This window comes from Lentzea sp. HUAS TT2, from assembly GCF_051853195.1.
Classification (GTDB): domain Bacteria; phylum Actinomycetota; class Actinomycetes; order Mycobacteriales; family Pseudonocardiaceae; genus Lentzea.
Map to the genome: position 1 here is coordinate 5,018,012 of NZ_CP196667.1, position 14,589 is coordinate 5,032,600.

Annotated in this window: 15 protein-coding genes; 7 read left to right on the forward strand and 8 right to left on the reverse strand. The window is 69.5% G+C overall.

What is annotated here, in order from left to right; translation table 11 throughout:
- Nucleotides 1–5 precede the first annotated feature (5 nt).
- The 6 genes from ACSHWB_RS25210 (at nt 6) to ACSHWB_RS25235 (ending at nt 5,010) form a co-directional block, all read left to right on the forward strand.
- Entirely contained in the window at nt 6–908 is a 903-nt protein-coding gene (locus tag ACSHWB_RS25210) for a 5-dehydro-4-deoxyglucarate dehydratase (RefSeq protein WP_439664444.1), read from the forward strand.
- A 13-nt stretch (nt 909–921) separates the two neighbouring features.
- Nucleotides 922–2,181 (forward strand): glucarate dehydratase family protein, encoded by a 1,260-nt coding sequence (locus ACSHWB_RS25215; RefSeq protein WP_439664445.1) that lies wholly within the window; start codon nt 922–924, stop codon nt 2,179–2,181.
- Complete coding sequence (locus tag ACSHWB_RS25220) at nt 2,178–3,305, forward strand: hypothetical protein (protein WP_439664446.1); 1,128 nt, start codon at nt 2,178–2,180, stop codon at nt 3,303–3,305. The genes ACSHWB_RS25215 and ACSHWB_RS25220 overlap by 4 nt, the downstream gene beginning before the upstream one ends.
- 53 nt (nt 3,306–3,358) lie before the next feature.
- Nucleotides 3,359–3,829, forward strand: coding sequence for a hypothetical protein (locus ACSHWB_RS25225; protein WP_439664447.1), 471 nt, complete (start codon nt 3,359–3,361; stop codon nt 3,827–3,829).
- A gap of 146 nt (nt 3,830–3,975) precedes the next feature.
- Nucleotides 3,976–4,512, forward strand: coding sequence for a hypothetical protein (locus tag ACSHWB_RS25230; RefSeq protein WP_439664448.1), 537 nt, complete (start codon nt 3,976–3,978; stop codon nt 4,510–4,512).
- A gap of 345 nt (nt 4,513–4,857) precedes the next feature.
- The gene (locus ACSHWB_RS25235; protein WP_439664449.1) at nt 4,858–5,010 is read left to right on the forward strand and encodes a hypothetical protein; all 153 of its coding nucleotides are present in this window, start codon (nt 4,858–4,860) and stop codon (nt 5,008–5,010) included.
- Between the two features lie 202 nt (nt 5,011–5,212).
- Here the strand turns inward: ACSHWB_RS25235 and ACSHWB_RS25240 are convergent, their stop codons facing one another.
- From ACSHWB_RS25240 to ACSHWB_RS25265, 6 genes are all read right to left on the reverse strand, one after another.
- A complete protein-coding gene (locus ACSHWB_RS25240; protein ID WP_439664450.1) occupies nt 5,213–5,569 on the reverse strand; it encodes a glyoxalase in 357 nt (118 codons plus the stop codon).
- Between the two features lie 75 nt (nt 5,570–5,644).
- Nucleotides 5,645–7,309, reverse strand: coding sequence for a fumarate hydratase (locus ACSHWB_RS25245; RefSeq protein WP_439664451.1), 1,665 nt, complete (start codon nt 7,307–7,309; stop codon nt 5,645–5,647).
- Nucleotides 7,310–7,570: 261 nt separating this feature from the next.
- Nucleotides 7,571–8,560, reverse strand: a complete 990-nt coding sequence (locus ACSHWB_RS25250) for a sigma-70 family RNA polymerase sigma factor (protein WP_439664452.1) — start codon at nt 8,558–8,560, stop codon at nt 7,571–7,573.
- Nucleotides 8,561–8,810: 250 nt separating this feature from the next.
- A complete protein-coding gene (dtd, locus tag ACSHWB_RS25255; protein WP_093599539.1) occupies nt 8,811–9,236 on the reverse strand; it encodes a D-aminoacyl-tRNA deacylase in 426 nt (141 codons plus the stop codon).
- Nucleotides 9,233–10,687, reverse strand: coding sequence for a DUF7782 domain-containing protein (locus ACSHWB_RS25260; RefSeq protein ID WP_439664453.1), 1,455 nt, complete (start codon nt 10,685–10,687; stop codon nt 9,233–9,235). Before ACSHWB_RS25260 ends, dtd begins: the two co-directional genes overlap by 4 nt.
- 28 nt (nt 10,688–10,715) lie before the next feature.
- Nucleotides 10,716–12,200, reverse strand: a complete 1,485-nt coding sequence (locus ACSHWB_RS25265) for a PucR family transcriptional regulator (RefSeq protein ID WP_439664454.1) — start codon at nt 12,198–12,200, stop codon at nt 10,716–10,718.
- Between the two features lie 77 nt (nt 12,201–12,277).
- On the opposite strand from ACSHWB_RS25265, the gene ACSHWB_RS25270 reads away from it, so the two are divergent.
- Nucleotides 12,278–12,592, forward strand: coding sequence for a DUF3099 domain-containing protein (locus ACSHWB_RS25270; RefSeq protein ID WP_439664455.1), 315 nt, complete (start codon nt 12,278–12,280; stop codon nt 12,590–12,592).
- A 203-nt stretch (nt 12,593–12,795) separates the two neighbouring features.
- Here ACSHWB_RS25270 and ACSHWB_RS25275 read toward each other — a convergent pair whose 3' ends face one another.
- Together ACSHWB_RS25275 and ACSHWB_RS25280 are read right to left on the reverse strand one after the other, a co-directional pair.
- On the reverse strand, nt 12,796–13,674 hold the full coding sequence (locus tag ACSHWB_RS25275) for a carbohydrate kinase family protein (RefSeq protein WP_439664456.1): 879 nt from the start codon (nt 13,672–13,674) through the stop codon (nt 12,796–12,798).
- On the reverse strand, nt 13,671–14,561 hold the full coding sequence (locus ACSHWB_RS25280; RefSeq protein WP_439664457.1) for a pseudouridine-5'-phosphate glycosidase: 891 nt from the start codon (nt 14,559–14,561) through the stop codon (nt 13,671–13,673). Before ACSHWB_RS25280 ends, ACSHWB_RS25275 begins: the two co-directional genes overlap by 4 nt.
- Between the last annotated feature and the right edge of the window lie 28 nt (nt 14,562–14,589).

Consider the following 14,589-nt stretch of genomic DNA (forward strand, 5'->3'; position numbering starts at 1 on the left):
TGGTTATGCAACTCGATGGTGTGCTGTTCTTTCCGGTGACCCCGTTCGACAGCGAGGGGAACATCGCGTACGACGTGCTCGCCGAGCACGTCAAGCACGGTGTCTCCGCCGGGCCGGGCGCGGTGTTCGCCGCGTGCGGCACCGGCGAGTTCCACGCGTTGGAGCTGGGCGAGTTCGAGCGCGCGGTGGCGGTCGCGGTCGAGGCGACCGCGGGCAAGGTGCCGGTGTTCGCCGGAGCGGGCGGGTCGGTCGCGCAGACCAAGCAGTTCGTGCAGGCCGCCGAACGCGCCGGGGCACAGGGCATCCTGCTGCTGCCGCCGTACCTCGTGACCAACCCGGCCGCCGGGCTCGTGCGGTACGTGGCCGAGGTCGCCGGTGCCACCGAACTGCCGATCATCGTGTACCAGCGCAACAATGCGCGGTTCACGCCGGAGACCGCCGTCGAGGTCGCGCGGATCCCGAACGTCGTGGGCTTCAAGGACGGCCTCGGAGACCTCGACCAGATGCAGCGCATCGTGCTGTCGGTCCGTGCCAACGTTGACAAGCCGTTCCAGTTCTTCAACGGCCTGCCCACCGCGGAGATGACCCAGCTCGCGTACCGGGCCATCGGCGTCGAGTTGTACTCGTCGGCGGTGTTCTGCTTCGCGCCGGAGATCTCGATCGGTTTTTACAACGCTGTACAAGCGGGCGACACCGAGCTCGTGAACCGGTTCCTCTTCGAGTTCTACAAGCCCCTCGTCGAGCTGCGGGACAAGGTCCCCGGCTACGCGGTCGCCCTGGTGAAGGCCGCCGTGCGCGCGAACGGTCTCGAAGTCGGTGGTGTGCGTCCGCCGCTGGTCGACCCGGCCGACGAGCACCTGGCCGCGCTCGACAAGATCATCGCCGCGGGCAAGGCACTGCTGAGCTGAGAGGGCGTTCGGAATGAAGATCACCGAGATTGTCCTGACACCGATCGCGTTCCGGGACCCGCCGCTGCTCAACTCGGCCGGCGTGCACGAGCCGTGGGCGCTGCGCACGATCGTCGAGGTGCACACCGACGAGGGCATTTCTGGGCTGGGGGAGACCTACGGCGACCTCGGGCACCTGGATCGCTCGAGGTCCGTTGTGGACTCCCTGATCGGTCTCGACGTGTTCGCGTTGAACGAGATGCACGCGCGGGTCTCCGCCGCGCTCGGTGGCGCGGCGGGCCAGGACAAGCACGGCCTGACCGGCAAGATCACGGCGGAGAGCACCGTCGACCGCGTGTACTCGCCGTTCGAGGTGGCGTGCCTGGACATCCAGGGCCGCGCGCTCGGCCGTCCCGTGCACGACCTGCTGGGCGGCGCGGTCCGTTCCGCCGTCCCGTACTCGGCCTACCTGTTCTACAAGTGGGACGGGCACCCCGGTGCCGAGCCCGACGAGTGGGGCGAGGCGATCGACCCCGCCGGCATCGTGGCCCAGGCACGCAAGATGATCTCGCAGTACGGGTTCGGGTCGATCAAGCTCAAGGGTGGTGTCTTCCCGCCGGAGCAGGAGATCGAGGCGATCAGGGCGCTGCGCGAGGCGTTCCCCGATCACCCGTTGCGGCTGGACCCGAACGCGGCCTGGTCGACGGCGACGTCGCTGAAGGTCGCCGAGGAGCTCGACGGCGTGCTGGAGTACCTGGAGGACCCGACGCCGGAGATCTCCGGGATGGCGGAGGTGGCCGCGAAGGCGCCGATGCCGTTGGCCACCAACATGTGCGTGGTCGCTTTCGAGCACCTGCGGCCGTCGGTGGAGCAGGACGCCGTGCAGGTGCTCCTCTCCGACCACCACTACTGGGGTGGCCTGCAGCGGTCGCGTCAGCTGGGGATGATCTGCCAGACGTTCGGCATCGGCCTGTCGATGCACTCGAACTCGCACCTCGGCATCTCGCTGGCCGCGATGACGCACCTGGCCGCCGCGACGCCGAACCTGAACTACGCGTGCGACACGCACTACCCGTGGAACGCCGCCGACGAGGTCGTGGAGCCCGGCGTGCTGTCCTTTGTGGATGGTGCGGTTCCGGTGCCTGTCACCCCTGGCCTGGGTGTTTCGCTGGATCGGGACGCGCTGGCACGGATGGCCGAGAACTACGTCCGGTGCGGCATCACGGCTCGTGACGACACGGGCTACATGCAGAAGTTCGACCCGAGCTACGAGAGGAAGCGTCCCCGGTGGTGAAGTCGGTTGTCCACGCCTACCCGTGGGACCTGATCGGAGATCCTGAAGCCGTTGCGCGGTATCAGGAACTCGGAGTCGACGCGATCGCCGTGGCCGCGTCGTACCACACGGTTCGGGCCGCGACGCCGTTGCACCCGTCGCATCGGCTGGTCGACGCGCGGCACGCGGCGTTCTACCTGCCGGTGCGTTCGTCGAACTACGGCCGGTTGGTGCCCGCCGAACCGTCCTGGGTGGACGGTTCGGACTCGTTCGGTGCCGCGGCGGCCCTGGTCCGTGCCGCCGGACTGCCGGTGTACGCGTGGACCGTGCTGACGCACAACTCGCGCCTCGGTGACCTGCACCCGGACGTGACCGTGGTGAACGCGTTCGGGGACCGCTACCCGTACGCTTTGTGCACCGCGCAGCCCGACGTCGTCGAGTACACGTCGGTGCTGGTGTCCGAGGTGCTGGAGCTCGGCGCGCCGGACGGGATCATCCTGGAGGCCTGCGGGCCGCTGGGGTTCTTCCACGGCGGGCACCACGAGAAGACCGACGGCACGGACTGGGACGCGGTGCAGCAGAAGCTGTTGTCGCTGTGCTTCTGCTCTGCCTGCACCGCCCTGTACGCCGACCCGGATGCCCTGCGTGAAGCGGTCCGGGCCGGGGTCGATCGCGGCGCGTCCAGTGTCGAGGAAGCGCTGGGCGCGCTCGCGGAGGACGTTCAGGCCGTGCGCACCGGCGTGGTGCGGTCGTTGCGGCAGAAGCTGGTTTCGGAGATCCGTGCGGCCGCGCCTTCCATCCGGGTCGGCATGCACGTGACGGCGGATCCCTGGGGCACTGGACCGTTCGCGACCGTGGCCGGGGGAGTCGGCGCCGACGTCGACGTGCTGACGACGATGTGCTGGCCCGGCCCCGACGTCGCCGTGCCCGGCATCGAGGCTCTTCGCGCTGCTGCTCCGGACACGCGGATCGCCGCATACGTGCTGGGGTTGCCGCCGAAGCCGGCCGACGGTGCGGCGTTGTCCAAGGAGTGGCTCGCGTACCTGGACGCCGGTGTGGAGGAGTTCCACCTCTACCACGGGGGTCTCGCGTCCGCGGCACGGCTGGAAGCTTTGCGAGAGGCTGTAACAGCCGTCAGCCGCTAACTGTGAAGAGAAGTTGCTGCAACCCGTTGTGACTGCCGTTCCGTCCTTTGACCATGAGGCACATAGGAACCGTAGTTGGCACTGGCGTCCTGCTGCTGGTCATCTCGGCCTGTGGCAGTGCGCAGAACGCGGGCACCGGGGCAGGTGGCGGTCCGACTCTGCCGACCGCCACCTCGTCCTCCGAGGTGCCACCGAACATCGCACCCGGTGAAATGCCGCCGGGCGGCAAACCCGTGACGAAGCTCGACGCCAACGGTCTGGCGCCGGATCATCCGCGCACCGTGTGGACGCAGGGCGACGGGAAGACCGTCGGGGTCGTGGCCCAGGAAGGCGGATGCGGCAAGGCGAGCGCGTCCGTGCTGGAGCAGAACGCTTCCACGGTGAGGATCGAACTGCTCGAGACGCTGCCGCTGACCAAGCAGATGTGCACTATGGACATCCGCTTCCCCCCGCTGACCGTGCAGGTGACCGAGCCCTTGGGCGAGCGCACCGTCGTGCTGACGTCGCGGCAGGAACAGAAGTAGGTCTTCCTCCCCACGGTGCCCGGTCGGCAACTGCCCCGCCGGCCGGGCATCTCCCCTATTTCCTGTCCTGTCCTGGAACATTTGACCGGACATTTCGCAGGACATTTAACAGGGACCTCTTGTCCCGGTTTGCGAGGATGGTGCGCATGAGAAACGCCGTCGCTGCCGTTGCTCTCGCCGTCGTGCTCGCCGGCTGCTCGTCCGGCACGCAGTCGGGCGCTCCCGGCTCCAACTCGTCGGGCGGCGCGCCCACGGGCACGACCGCGCCCGGTTCGAGCGGCACCCCCGGCACGGGCTCGTCCAGCGGGAACCCCACGGCCCCTGCCCAGCCTCCGGTCTCGATCTCGGAGGAGAAGCCCGTCGTCCCGCCCAACGTCACGCCCGTGGCGAAGGAGAAGGTCGACACGACATCGTTGTCAGACATCTACCGCGACGAGGCCTACGTCTTCGGCGACGGCCGCGACGTCGAGGTCTTCGGGGTCGGCGGCGGCTGCAAGGAGGCCCGTGTCGAGATCACCGGCCAGTCCGCCGACGTCGTCCAGATCACGCTGGTCACGATCACCAAGCAGCCTCCCGGCACCGTGTGCACGCAGGAGGTCCGCCAGGTGCCGCTGACCGTCCGCCTGGCCGCGCCGCTGGGCGATCGCCGCCTGGTCCTCGAGTCCCGCGAGGAAACCGGCTGAGCGGGGCGCTGACGTGGACTTCCAGCCCTTCGTGCTGCGGTCCGCCGATCTCCCCCAGGGCGATCGCGTAGTGCGCGTATAGACGTGGGTGCGGGCGTGTCGGTGTTCTGGCACCACGGCACGCTCAACCTCGGTCTTCCTTCCGAACCGCTGTTTCAGGGACGGCCTGCGGTGGGTGTCCTGCGACAGACCCGGCTGCGGCGGCTCCACCGCCGTTCCGGGACCGCACGGTGGCCTCCACGGCCGCCGATATATCGCATATCGCCGACGAGCTAGGCATCCCGGAGTTCATCGTCGTCGGGCACTCGGCCTGTAGTTGACAAGGACGGCGCACCACACGCCCTCATGTGCGCCGCCCTGCTGCCCGACCGTGGTTCGGCAAGGTCGTCGGCCCCGCGCAGGCTCACCCTGCTGCTGCACGGCGAACGCGACGGCATCGTCCCACCCGCGCACAGCCACTGGCTCGCCTCTCGGATCCCGGTGCCGAACTCCGCCTGACCCCGGACGACGGCCATATATCAGTCTTCAACCAGATCCCGGCTGCCTTCGAATGGCTGCTGGCGCACTGACCGTTCACGCACCAGTCGATCTTCGCGCACCTCGCTGACCAGCCGCTTAGCAATGACTCTTTGGACTTCGTCCGCAAAAGACTCGTTGCAAAGGGTGGTGGAGGGGGTGTCGGGGCAGCCGATATATCAGTTCAGGCGTCGGCGAGGAACTCGATGCGGTTGCCCACGCCGTCGAACGTGTGGAAGCGGAGCCTGCCCGGGATCTCCGCCGGGTCCGCCCAGACAACGGGGTGGCTGGCCGCTGCCACCGCCTCGGCCAGCCGCGTCACGTCGCCCACGAACGCCGGGTGCGCCTTTCGGGCCGGGCGGAAGTCGTCCTCGACGCCCACGTGCACCTCACCGCCGCCGGGCACCTCGAACCAGCACCCGCCTCGGGCAGCGAGCAATGGTGGCTTCGGCAGTTCGGTCCAGCCCAGGACACCCGTGTAGAAGGCGCGCTGGGCATCTTCAGAACCTGCGGGGCAGGCGACCTGCACGTGGTGGATCACAGCGAAAACCCCCGATCAAGGAAAACAGTACGAGCGTACTGTTTGATCGGGGGTCTCGTGAGCGAACCGCGAGGTCTAGCGGCGGAAGCTGATCTGCAGGGTCGGTGCGGACGTCTCCGCGAAGAAGTCGTTGCCCTTGTCGTCGACCACCACGAAGGCAGGGAAGTCCTCGACCTCGATCTTCCAGACCGCCTCCATGCCCAGTTCGGGGTACTCGAGCACCTCGACCTTGCGGATGCAGTCCTGCGCCAGCCGCGCCGCCGGGCCACCGATCGAGCCCAGGTAGAAGCCGCCGTGCGACGAACACGCGTCGGTGACCTGCTTGGAGCGGTTGCCCTTGGCGAGCATCACCAGGGAGCCGCCCGCCGCCTGGAACTGCTCGACGTAGGAGTCCATCCGGCCCGCGGTGGTCGGGCCGAACGAACCGGAGGCGTAACCCTCGGGCGTCTTGGCCGGGCCGGCGTAGTAGACCGGGTGGTCCTTGAGGTACTGCGGCATCTCCTCGCCGGCGTCGAGGCGTTCCTTGATCTTGGCGTGCGCGATGTCGCGGGCCACGACCAGCGGGCCGGTCAGCGAGACGCGGGTCTTCACCGGGAGCTTGGTGAGGATGTCGCGGATCTCCGACATGGGGCGGGTGAGGTCGATGGTGACGACCTCGCTGGACAGGTCCTCGCCCTCGATCTCGGGCAGGAACTGCGCCGGGTCGCGCTCCATCTGCTCCAGGAACACGCCCTCGGCCGTGATGCGGGCCTTGGCCTGGCGGTCCGCCGAGCACGACACCGCGATGCCGACCGGCAGGGACGCGCCGTGCCGGGGGAGACGAATGACGCGCACGTCGTGGCAGAAGTACTTGCCGCCGAACTGCGCGCCGATGCCGAAGTTGCGCGTGAGCTCCAGGACCTGCTGTTCGAGGTCCGTGTCGCGGAACGCGTGGCCCAGCGCCGAGCCCTCCGACGGGAGGTTGTCGAGGTAGCGGGCGGAGGCGAGCTTCGCGACCTTGAGGTTCTGCTCGGCGGACAGACCGCCGACGACGACCGCCAGGTGGTACGGCGGGCACGCCGCGGTGCCGAGCGAACGCAGCTTCTCGTCCAGGAACGACGCGAGGCGCTTCGGGTTCAGCACCGCCTTCGTCTCCTGGTAGAGGAACGTCTTGTTCGCGCTGCCGCCGCCCTTGGCCATGAACAGGAACTCGTACACGGGCTCCTGGCCGGGCTTGTGGAACACCTCGATCTGCGCCGGCAGGTTCGTCCCGGTGTTCTTCTCGTCCCAGAACGTCACGGGAGCCATCTGCGAGTAGCGCAGGTTGAGCTCCTGATAGGCCTCGAAGACGCCGCGGGCCAGCGCCTGCTCGTCGTCACCGCCGGTCAGGACCGTCTCCGAGCGCTTGCCCATGATGATCGCCGTGCCGGTGTCCTGGCACATCGGCAGCACACCACCGGACGAGATGGCGGCGTTGCGCAGCAGGTCCATGGCGACGAAGCGGTCGTTGCCGGACGCCTCGGGGTCGTCGATGATCTTGCGCAGCTGGGCGAGGTGCGACGGGCGCAGCAGGTGCTGGATGTCCCGGATCGCCTCCTTCGCGAGCAGCGTGAGCGTCTCGGGAGCGATCTCCAGGAACTTGCGGTCACCGGCCTCGATGAGCTTGACCCCGTCGGAGGTGACGAGGCGGTACTCGGTCTCGGTGTCCTTCGCGAGCGGGAGGACGTCGGTGTACTCGAATGTGGTGGGCACGGGGTACACAACTCCAACGGTGTGCAGTTCGGATCAGAAAACCGTACCGCCCTGACGGGGGCCTTCCCGTCCCCGTCCACCGTGTTCTTCGCTACGGACCCCCAACGTGCGGAAGGCCGGGGCGGCCCCCGGCCGCCCCGACCTTCCTTCGCGTGCTAACCCGGCTTTCGACGGGCGTCGCGTGGCTCTGGTAACGCCCGACCGTGCCGTGAGTTGAGTCACAAGTCAATACTGCCGGTCGGGTGAGACCCGACCGTGACGACTCCCCGGTTACGAGGCGTAGGCCCGCAGCTTCGCGGCGCGCTCGCCCTGACGGAGCTTCGACATGACCTCACGCTCGATCTGGCGCACCCGCTCGCGCGACAGGCCGAACCGCTTGCCGATCTGGTCGAGCGTGCGCGGCTGGCCGTCCTCGAGGCCGTAGCGCAGCCGGATCACGGCCTGCTCGCGCGGCTCCAGCGTCGCGAGAACGCGGCGGAGGTCGTCCTGCAGCAGTCCGGAGATGACGGCGCTCTCGGCGTCGGTCGCGTCCGAGTCCTCGATGAAGTCACCGAGGGGAGCGTCCTCCTCCGTGCCGACCGGCATGTCGAGCGATACCGGGTCACGCGCGTGGTCGAGCAGGTCGGCGACCTTGTCGACGTTGAGGCCGGCTTCCTTCGCGAGCTCCTCGGTCGTCGCCTCGCGGCCGAGCGTCTGGTGCAGGTCGCGCTTGATCCGCGCGAGCTTGTTCACCTGCTCGACGAGGTGGACGGGGAGGCGGATGGTGCGGCCCTGGTCGGCCATGCCACGCGTGATGGCCTGGCGGATCCACCACGTCGCGTACGTCGAGAACTTGAAGCCCTTGGTGTAGTCGAACTTCTCGACGGCGCGGATGAGGCCCAGGTTGCCTTCCTGGATCAGGTCCAGCAGCGGCATGCCACGGCCCGTGTAGCGCTTGGCCAGCGACACGACGAGGCGCAGGTTGGCCTTGAGCAGGTGGTCCTTGGCGCGGCGGCCGTCGCGGACGAGCGCTCCCATCTCCTCGCGGCGGGTGGGGGTGAGGCGCTTGGCCGTCTCGAGGACGTGCTGCGCGAACACACCTGCCTCGATGCGCTTCGCGAGCTCCACCTCCTCCTCAGCGGTGAGGAGCGCGGTCTTGCCGATTCCGTTCAGGTAGACTCGAACGAGGTCGGCTGCTGGTCCTTGCGCGTCGAGTTCGTGCTCGACGACGGCGGGCGTGTTCTCTCCGACTTCACGGTCGGAGATCCTCGTGACGGTCATGGATCTCCCTCCCCCTGGTGCGGGCAACGCTGCTGTCGGTCAGGACAGTCGCGCGTGGCGGTCAAGGCGGCGCGGCGCTGCGCCCTGGTTGCCGGTTGCGGCGGGCCCGCTCGGGATCCCATCGCTAGCTGGCTGATACCTGGGTAACGAAGACGATTCCGAATTCGTTCCCGACTTCCATGACCTGAAGACGTCACCGCAGTCACAGCGGTTGCGCGACTAATCTGAGGATTGCCTGAGAACCGTTTAGTCAGAGCTCGACGATCACCGTGAACGGACCGTCGTTCACGCTCCGTACCTTCATCTCGGCTCTGAATCGTCCCGTTTCGACGCGCGCGCCCTTTTGGCGTAGTTCCTGCACGACGGCGTTCACCAACGGTTCCGCGTGCTCGGGCCGGGCGGCCGCCGTCCAGGACGGACGGCGGCCCTTGCGCGTGTCCCCGTAAAGGGTGAACTGGCTGACGACCAGCAGCGGAGCACCGGTCGACTCGCACGACTGCTCGTCGTCGAGGATCCGCAGCCCGTGCAGCTTCTGCGCCATTTTGCGAGCGTGCTCGGCCGTGTCGTCGTGATGGACGCCGAGCAGCACCAGCAATCCGGGCTCGTCGATCGCGCCGACGATCGCCCCTTCGACTTCGACACTCGCTTCTGTGACGCGCGCCACAACTGCTTTCACGCGGGAATCAACATTCCGTGCCGGATGAGATCACGAACGATCGGCAAGGCCGCTTCTGCATCGATTTCTCCGTAAGCGAACTCGAGCAGTGCGAGCAGGTCCTCCAGCGGAAGCGAGCCGTTACAACCGGCGACGAGCTTGGCGGTCGCCTCGTCGACTTCGTGCTGCCAGCCGGGCCCGTCGGTGCGGTGCAGGCGCGCGACGACCTTGCGCCAGCCCTCGTCGCCAGGCTCGGACACCTCCTCGAGGAGCACGGTGTCGGCGACCCGGAACCGCTGGCCCAGCAGATCGGGGTTTGCGCGCAGCCACGCGACGTTGTCGAGCCAGCGCGCGGCCTCCGGGCCCAGCGGGTCGTCGTAGGCGTGGCGCAGGTCTTCGCAGATGACCTGGGAGTGCATCTCGTCGGTGCGCCGCAGCGTCACGTAGCCGAAGCCGACGCCCTGGACGTCGTTCTGCTCGAACCAGTCCAGCCACGCCGCGGCCTTCTGCCGGCCCTCGGGGCTGCGCGGGTCGACGCCTGCGTCCTTGAGCCACGTGCCGACGTAGAGGGCGGGCTCGGCGATGTCGCGCTGCACGAACCACGCGTCGATGCCACCGCGCGGCAGCCAGCCGGAGACGCGCTCCTCCCAGTCCTCGCCCTTGCGGTGCACCCACGACGCGAGCAGCTGGCCGACGCCGCCCTCGTTGAGGAACGCGGGCAGCTGCCGGACGACCAGCGCCGACGCGTCGTCGCCGCCGAGGCCGGAGTCGCGGTACACGAAGTCCACGCGCGGCGGCCCGACGACGAACGGCGGGTTGCAGACGACCTGGTCGAACCGCCGGTTGCGGACCGGGCCGAACCACTCGCCCTGCAACGTCTCCACGTCGAGGCCGTTCATGCGGAACGTGCCCTGCGCGAGCCTCAGCGCGCGCTCGGACAGGTCGGTCGCGGTGATGCGCTCGGCGTGCGTGCTGGCGTGCAGGGCCTGGACGCCACAGCCGGTGCCGAGGTCGAGCAGCGTGCGGACAGGCGTGCGCTTGGTGGCGCGGGCGAGGCTGATGGACGCGTGGCCGACGCCGAGCACGTGGTCCTCGGGGACGGCACTGCCGCGCAGGTCGGAGTCGAGGTCGGCGATCACCCACCAGTTGTCCTCGTACGGCCGCACGTCCAGCCCGGCCGTGAGCTCCTTGGTGAGGATCTCGTTCTTCACGGCGTCGTCGATGTCGACTCCGCTGAGCGCCTTGCGGACGTCCTGTTCCGGCTCCTGGTCTCCCAGCAGGAACAGGCGGATGAGCGTGCCGAGCGTCCCGGCGTCCCTGCTCGCGCGGCGGGCGGGTTCGGGCTCACCTCGGCCGAGCGCGGAGTGGGCCTGGGGGCCGAGCGCCTCGACGACGCCGTCCGCGGTGTAGCCGGCGGTCTCGAACGCCCCGCGCAAACGGGCGCACAGGTCTACAGAAAGATCGGGGTGCACGGGTGGAGATGTTTTCACGCCCGGTGTTTCATCGCGTGATCTGGAGGGCGATCGCCATCGCGAGCCGTTGATCGGGGTCGTCGAGGGGGAGCGGCGTCACCTCGGACATCTTCTGCATGCGGTACCGCAGCGTGTTCGGGTGCACGTTGAGCGCCTTCGCCGCCGCCCGCACGTCACCCTGGGCCGCGAGCCATGCCCTCAACGTCGTCGCGTACTGCGTCCCGTACTCGGCGTCGTACCGCAATATATTGGATATCGGCCCACGGGTCGGGAGCCGCCCGGCCTCGGCGACGGCGGCGAGCCGATGCAGCAACACCTGGGCCCACGCGTCGTCGTATACGACCGGTGTACCGGTGGAGAGCACGAGGCATTCATCCGCCTCCTGCCGTGACGTGGGCAGCTGCGTCGCCTCGGCCGGACCTCCGATGCCGGCCAGCACCGTCGCCTCCGCCGGCAGCTCCCGGACCAGCGAGCGCACCCACCCGACGGCGTCGTCGGCGGCGGGGATGATCGTGTAGAGGACGTTGCCGAACAGCGCGCTGCGCCCAGGCCGCGACCAGCCGAACCCGGCCGTGGCCCGCTGGAAGGCGAGCACCGCAGCGCCGTGCTCCCCTTCGCCCGCGTGCGCCTGCACCGCGATCACCCGCAGATCGGCCGACGGCAGCCCGAGGCGGACGACGTCGGCGGACTCCGGCTGGTCGAGCAGCCTGATCACCAGATCGGCCTCGGCCTGCCGTTCGAGGTCGGTGGACGCCCGCGACCGCAACAGGTGCAACGCCGCCGTGCGCGCGCCATCGACCAATGCGGCACTCCGAGCCGCGTCGACAGGCCCCGTCACCTCGACCCAGACGGACCCGAGCAGCTCACGACCCGCCCGCACCGCGGCGACGAGCCGGTTGCCCAGCTGCGGGGTCAGCTTGGGCACGAAGATCGGCTCGTCCGACGACGCGAGGTGCGTGAACACGCCGAACTCGTCCAACGCCCGCCGCGCCTCCTCCGGCACCCGCCGCCCGAGGATGGTCTGCACCCGGACGGGGTCGACGTCCTCCTGCCGGTAGGAGTAGGCGAGCACGCGGGACTGCTGGTCCTCGATCGTCACGGGCCCGCCGACCACGCCCGCGATCACGTCGGCCAGCCCGAACAGGTCCCCGGTCCGCGTACCGCCGTTGACCAGCGTCTGCGTGACGTTCGCGAGCTGACTCCACGGCACCGACGGGTCCACGAGCAACACGGCCGCACCCGACTTCTTGGCCGCGGCGACCACCCGCTCGTCGAGCGGCGGCTTGCCGTGCAGGACTACCGCGGAAGCGACCGTGGAAGCCACCAGGCGCACAGCCGCGGCGACCGACGGCGTGCCCAGCCCGAGCAGGACGTCACCTGCGGTAGCCGGCGTGTTCTCGGCCGGATCGTGCAGGGCGACGCCGCGGAGCTCGGCGTCGCGGCCCCTCGGTGCGCAGGCCAGGTGCGTGCCCAGGCTGCCGAGCACGTCCACGAGGCGATCAAGGGCGACCACCCGCGGATGTTAACCGCCGACCGGGTGTCCCGGCGGTCACTCGGACGTGGGAGCATGAGACACGTGGAGGTGGTGTCGTGAGCAGTCCCGACCGGAACGACACCCCGGTGTTGATCACCGAGGCGGCCCCGTCCTACGAGGAACAGCACGCCGCCCGGCGCAAGAAGTACGCGATCATGATGAGTCTGCGCTTCCCGTGCCTCATCCTCGCGGCCCTGTTCGCGCACACCTGGTGGCTCGCCCTGTTCTTCATCGTGCTGTCCGTGCCGCTGCCGTGGATGGCTGTGCTGATCGCGAACGACAGGCCGCCGCGCAAGACCGAGAAGGCCAGCCGCTACGAGGTCGAGCGCCGCGCCATCGCCACCAAGAGCACCACCGTCATCGACGGCTGAGTCGCCGAACCCGCTCGAATCACACCGCCGGTCAACGCCGCCCGTGCCTTTGCAATGAGTCTTTTGACTTCGTCCGCAAACGTCTTTTGCATCCGGCTAGGCGTGGACGGCATGCCGAGCAGGGCACGCGGGCAGGGTGGCAGGCCGGTTAAGGCAGCACCGATATATCAGCGCGGGAGCTGATATATCGGTCGGCCGAGGGGCTAGCGGGGCGGCTGGGCGCCTACGACGCTGACCGCGCGAGAGCCGGCCCGGACCCCGCCGAGCAGGGCGTCGTGCTTGGACGCGCCGGACAGCCAGGCCGCGAGGAACCCGGCGTCGAAGGCGTCGCCGGCGCCGGTCGAGTCGACACACTCAGTGGCTTCAGCGGGGACTGAGACAAGCTCGTCGGCGTCGACCCACGTCGCACCGTCAGGGCCCGAGGTCACCACAACAGCACCGACGTGGGACAGCAGGGCCTTCGCCGCGGCCGGCTCAGAGGACCCGGTGAGCGCGAGGAGCTCGTCCGCGTTGGGAAGCAGGAAGTCGACCCCGCGCACGTCCTCCAGAAAAGCCTCGGCCGAGTGGATCAGGACGGCCGCCTGGGGGTCCACGGACGTCGTCCAGCCCGCGGCTCGGGCCGCTTCGAGCACCGCCAGCCCCGCAGGGCGTGAGGTGGCGTCGAGCAGCACGTAGCCGGACAGGTGCAGGTGGCCGTGAGCCTCGGTGAGCAAGCCCGGGGCCAGGTCGGCGGGGGAGAAGCGGGCGTTCGCGCCGCGGTCGGGCAGCATCGAGCGCTGGCCGTCCTCGTCGACCAGCACGACGACGCAGCAGGTCGCGAGTTCGGGGTCCACCGCGAAGGCGCACTGGACGCCCGCGGTGGTGAGCTCGGCGTGCACCTGGCGGCCGGCCGAGTCGGCGCCCACGCGGGCCACCAGGACCGGCGAGGCGCCGCACGCGGCCAGCCACACCGCGGTGTTGGCACCGGCGCCGCCCGGCTCGATGGTGACCTTGGCGCGGACGTCGCCGCCGTGGGCGATGGGGCCGGAGTGGCGTGCCACCACGTCCAGGCCCGCGTCGCCCACGACCACGACCGGCCTCACTGGGACAGCTCCACGGCCACGGCCGCGGCGACGGAGACGTTGCTGACGACCAGTTCCTCGTTGGCGTCGAGGCTGACGCCCTTGCTCGCGGTGTGGAAGTGGTCCAGCAGGACGGGGGTGACGTCCTTGCCGCGCACGTCCTGGTCGACCAGCTTCTGAAGGCCCTCGGCCAGCAGGCGGTCGTGCAGCTCGGCGTCCATCTCGAACGCGGCGGGGATCGGGTTCACCAGCAGCATGCCGCGACCACCGGCCGCGAACACGGCGGCGGCCTCGGCGGCCGTCTCGACGCGCCACGGCACGTCGAACTCGGACTCGCGGCGGTAGAAGGCGGGGAAGCGGGACGTCCGGTAGCCGACGACCGGCACCGAACGGGTCTCCAGCACCTCCAGGGTCGCGCCCATGTCCAGGATCGACTTCACGCCCGAGCAGACGGTCAGCACCGGCGTGGTCGCCAGCACGTCGAGGTCGGCGGACACGTCCCACGTCTCCCGCGCGCCGCGGTGCACGCCGCCGAGGCCACCGGTGCCGAAGACGCGGATGCCCGCCTGGTGGGCGAGGGCGGCGGTGGAGGCCACGGTCGTCGCGCCGCTGCGGCCCAGGGCGTAGGCGGGGCCGAGGTCGCGCAGCGAGAGCTTCACCAGGTCGCCCGCGTTGCAGACGCGGTCGAGCTCGGCGGCCGACAGGCCGATGCGCGGCACACCGTCGAGCACGGCGATCGTGGCGGGCACGGCACCGGCCTCCCGCACGACCTTCTCCAGGCGTGCGGCGACCGCCAGATTGCGCGGCGCGGGCAGGCCGTGGGACAGGATGGTGCTCTCAAGAGCGACGACAGGCCGGTTCCCGGCCAGCGCGGAGGCAACTTCATCAGCGATGTGCAGCGTGGTCACGAGGGGACATCATCCCAGGTACCCTGGG

Coding starts and splice junctions, on each gene's coding strand:
- ACSHWB_RS25210 (WP_439664444.1), top strand. CDS start 6: ATGCAACTCGATGGTGTGCTGTTCTTTCCGGTGACCCCGTTCGACAGC.
- ACSHWB_RS25215 (WP_439664445.1), top strand. CDS start 922: ATGAAGATCACCGAGATTGTCCTGACACCGATCGCGTTCCGGGACCCG.
- ACSHWB_RS25225 (WP_439664447.1), top strand. CDS start 3,359: ATGAGGCACATAGGAACCGTAGTTGGCACTGGCGTCCTGCTGCTGGTC.
- ACSHWB_RS25230 (WP_439664448.1), top strand. CDS start 3,976: ATGAGAAACGCCGTCGCTGCCGTTGCTCTCGCCGTCGTGCTCGCCGGC.
- ACSHWB_RS25235 (WP_439664449.1), top strand. CDS start 4,858: ATGTGCGCCGCCCTGCTGCCCGACCGTGGTTCGGCAAGGTCGTCGGCC.
- ACSHWB_RS25250 (WP_439664452.1), bottom strand. CDS start 8,560: ATGACCGTCACGAGGATCTCCGACCGTGAAGTCGGAGAGAACACGCCC.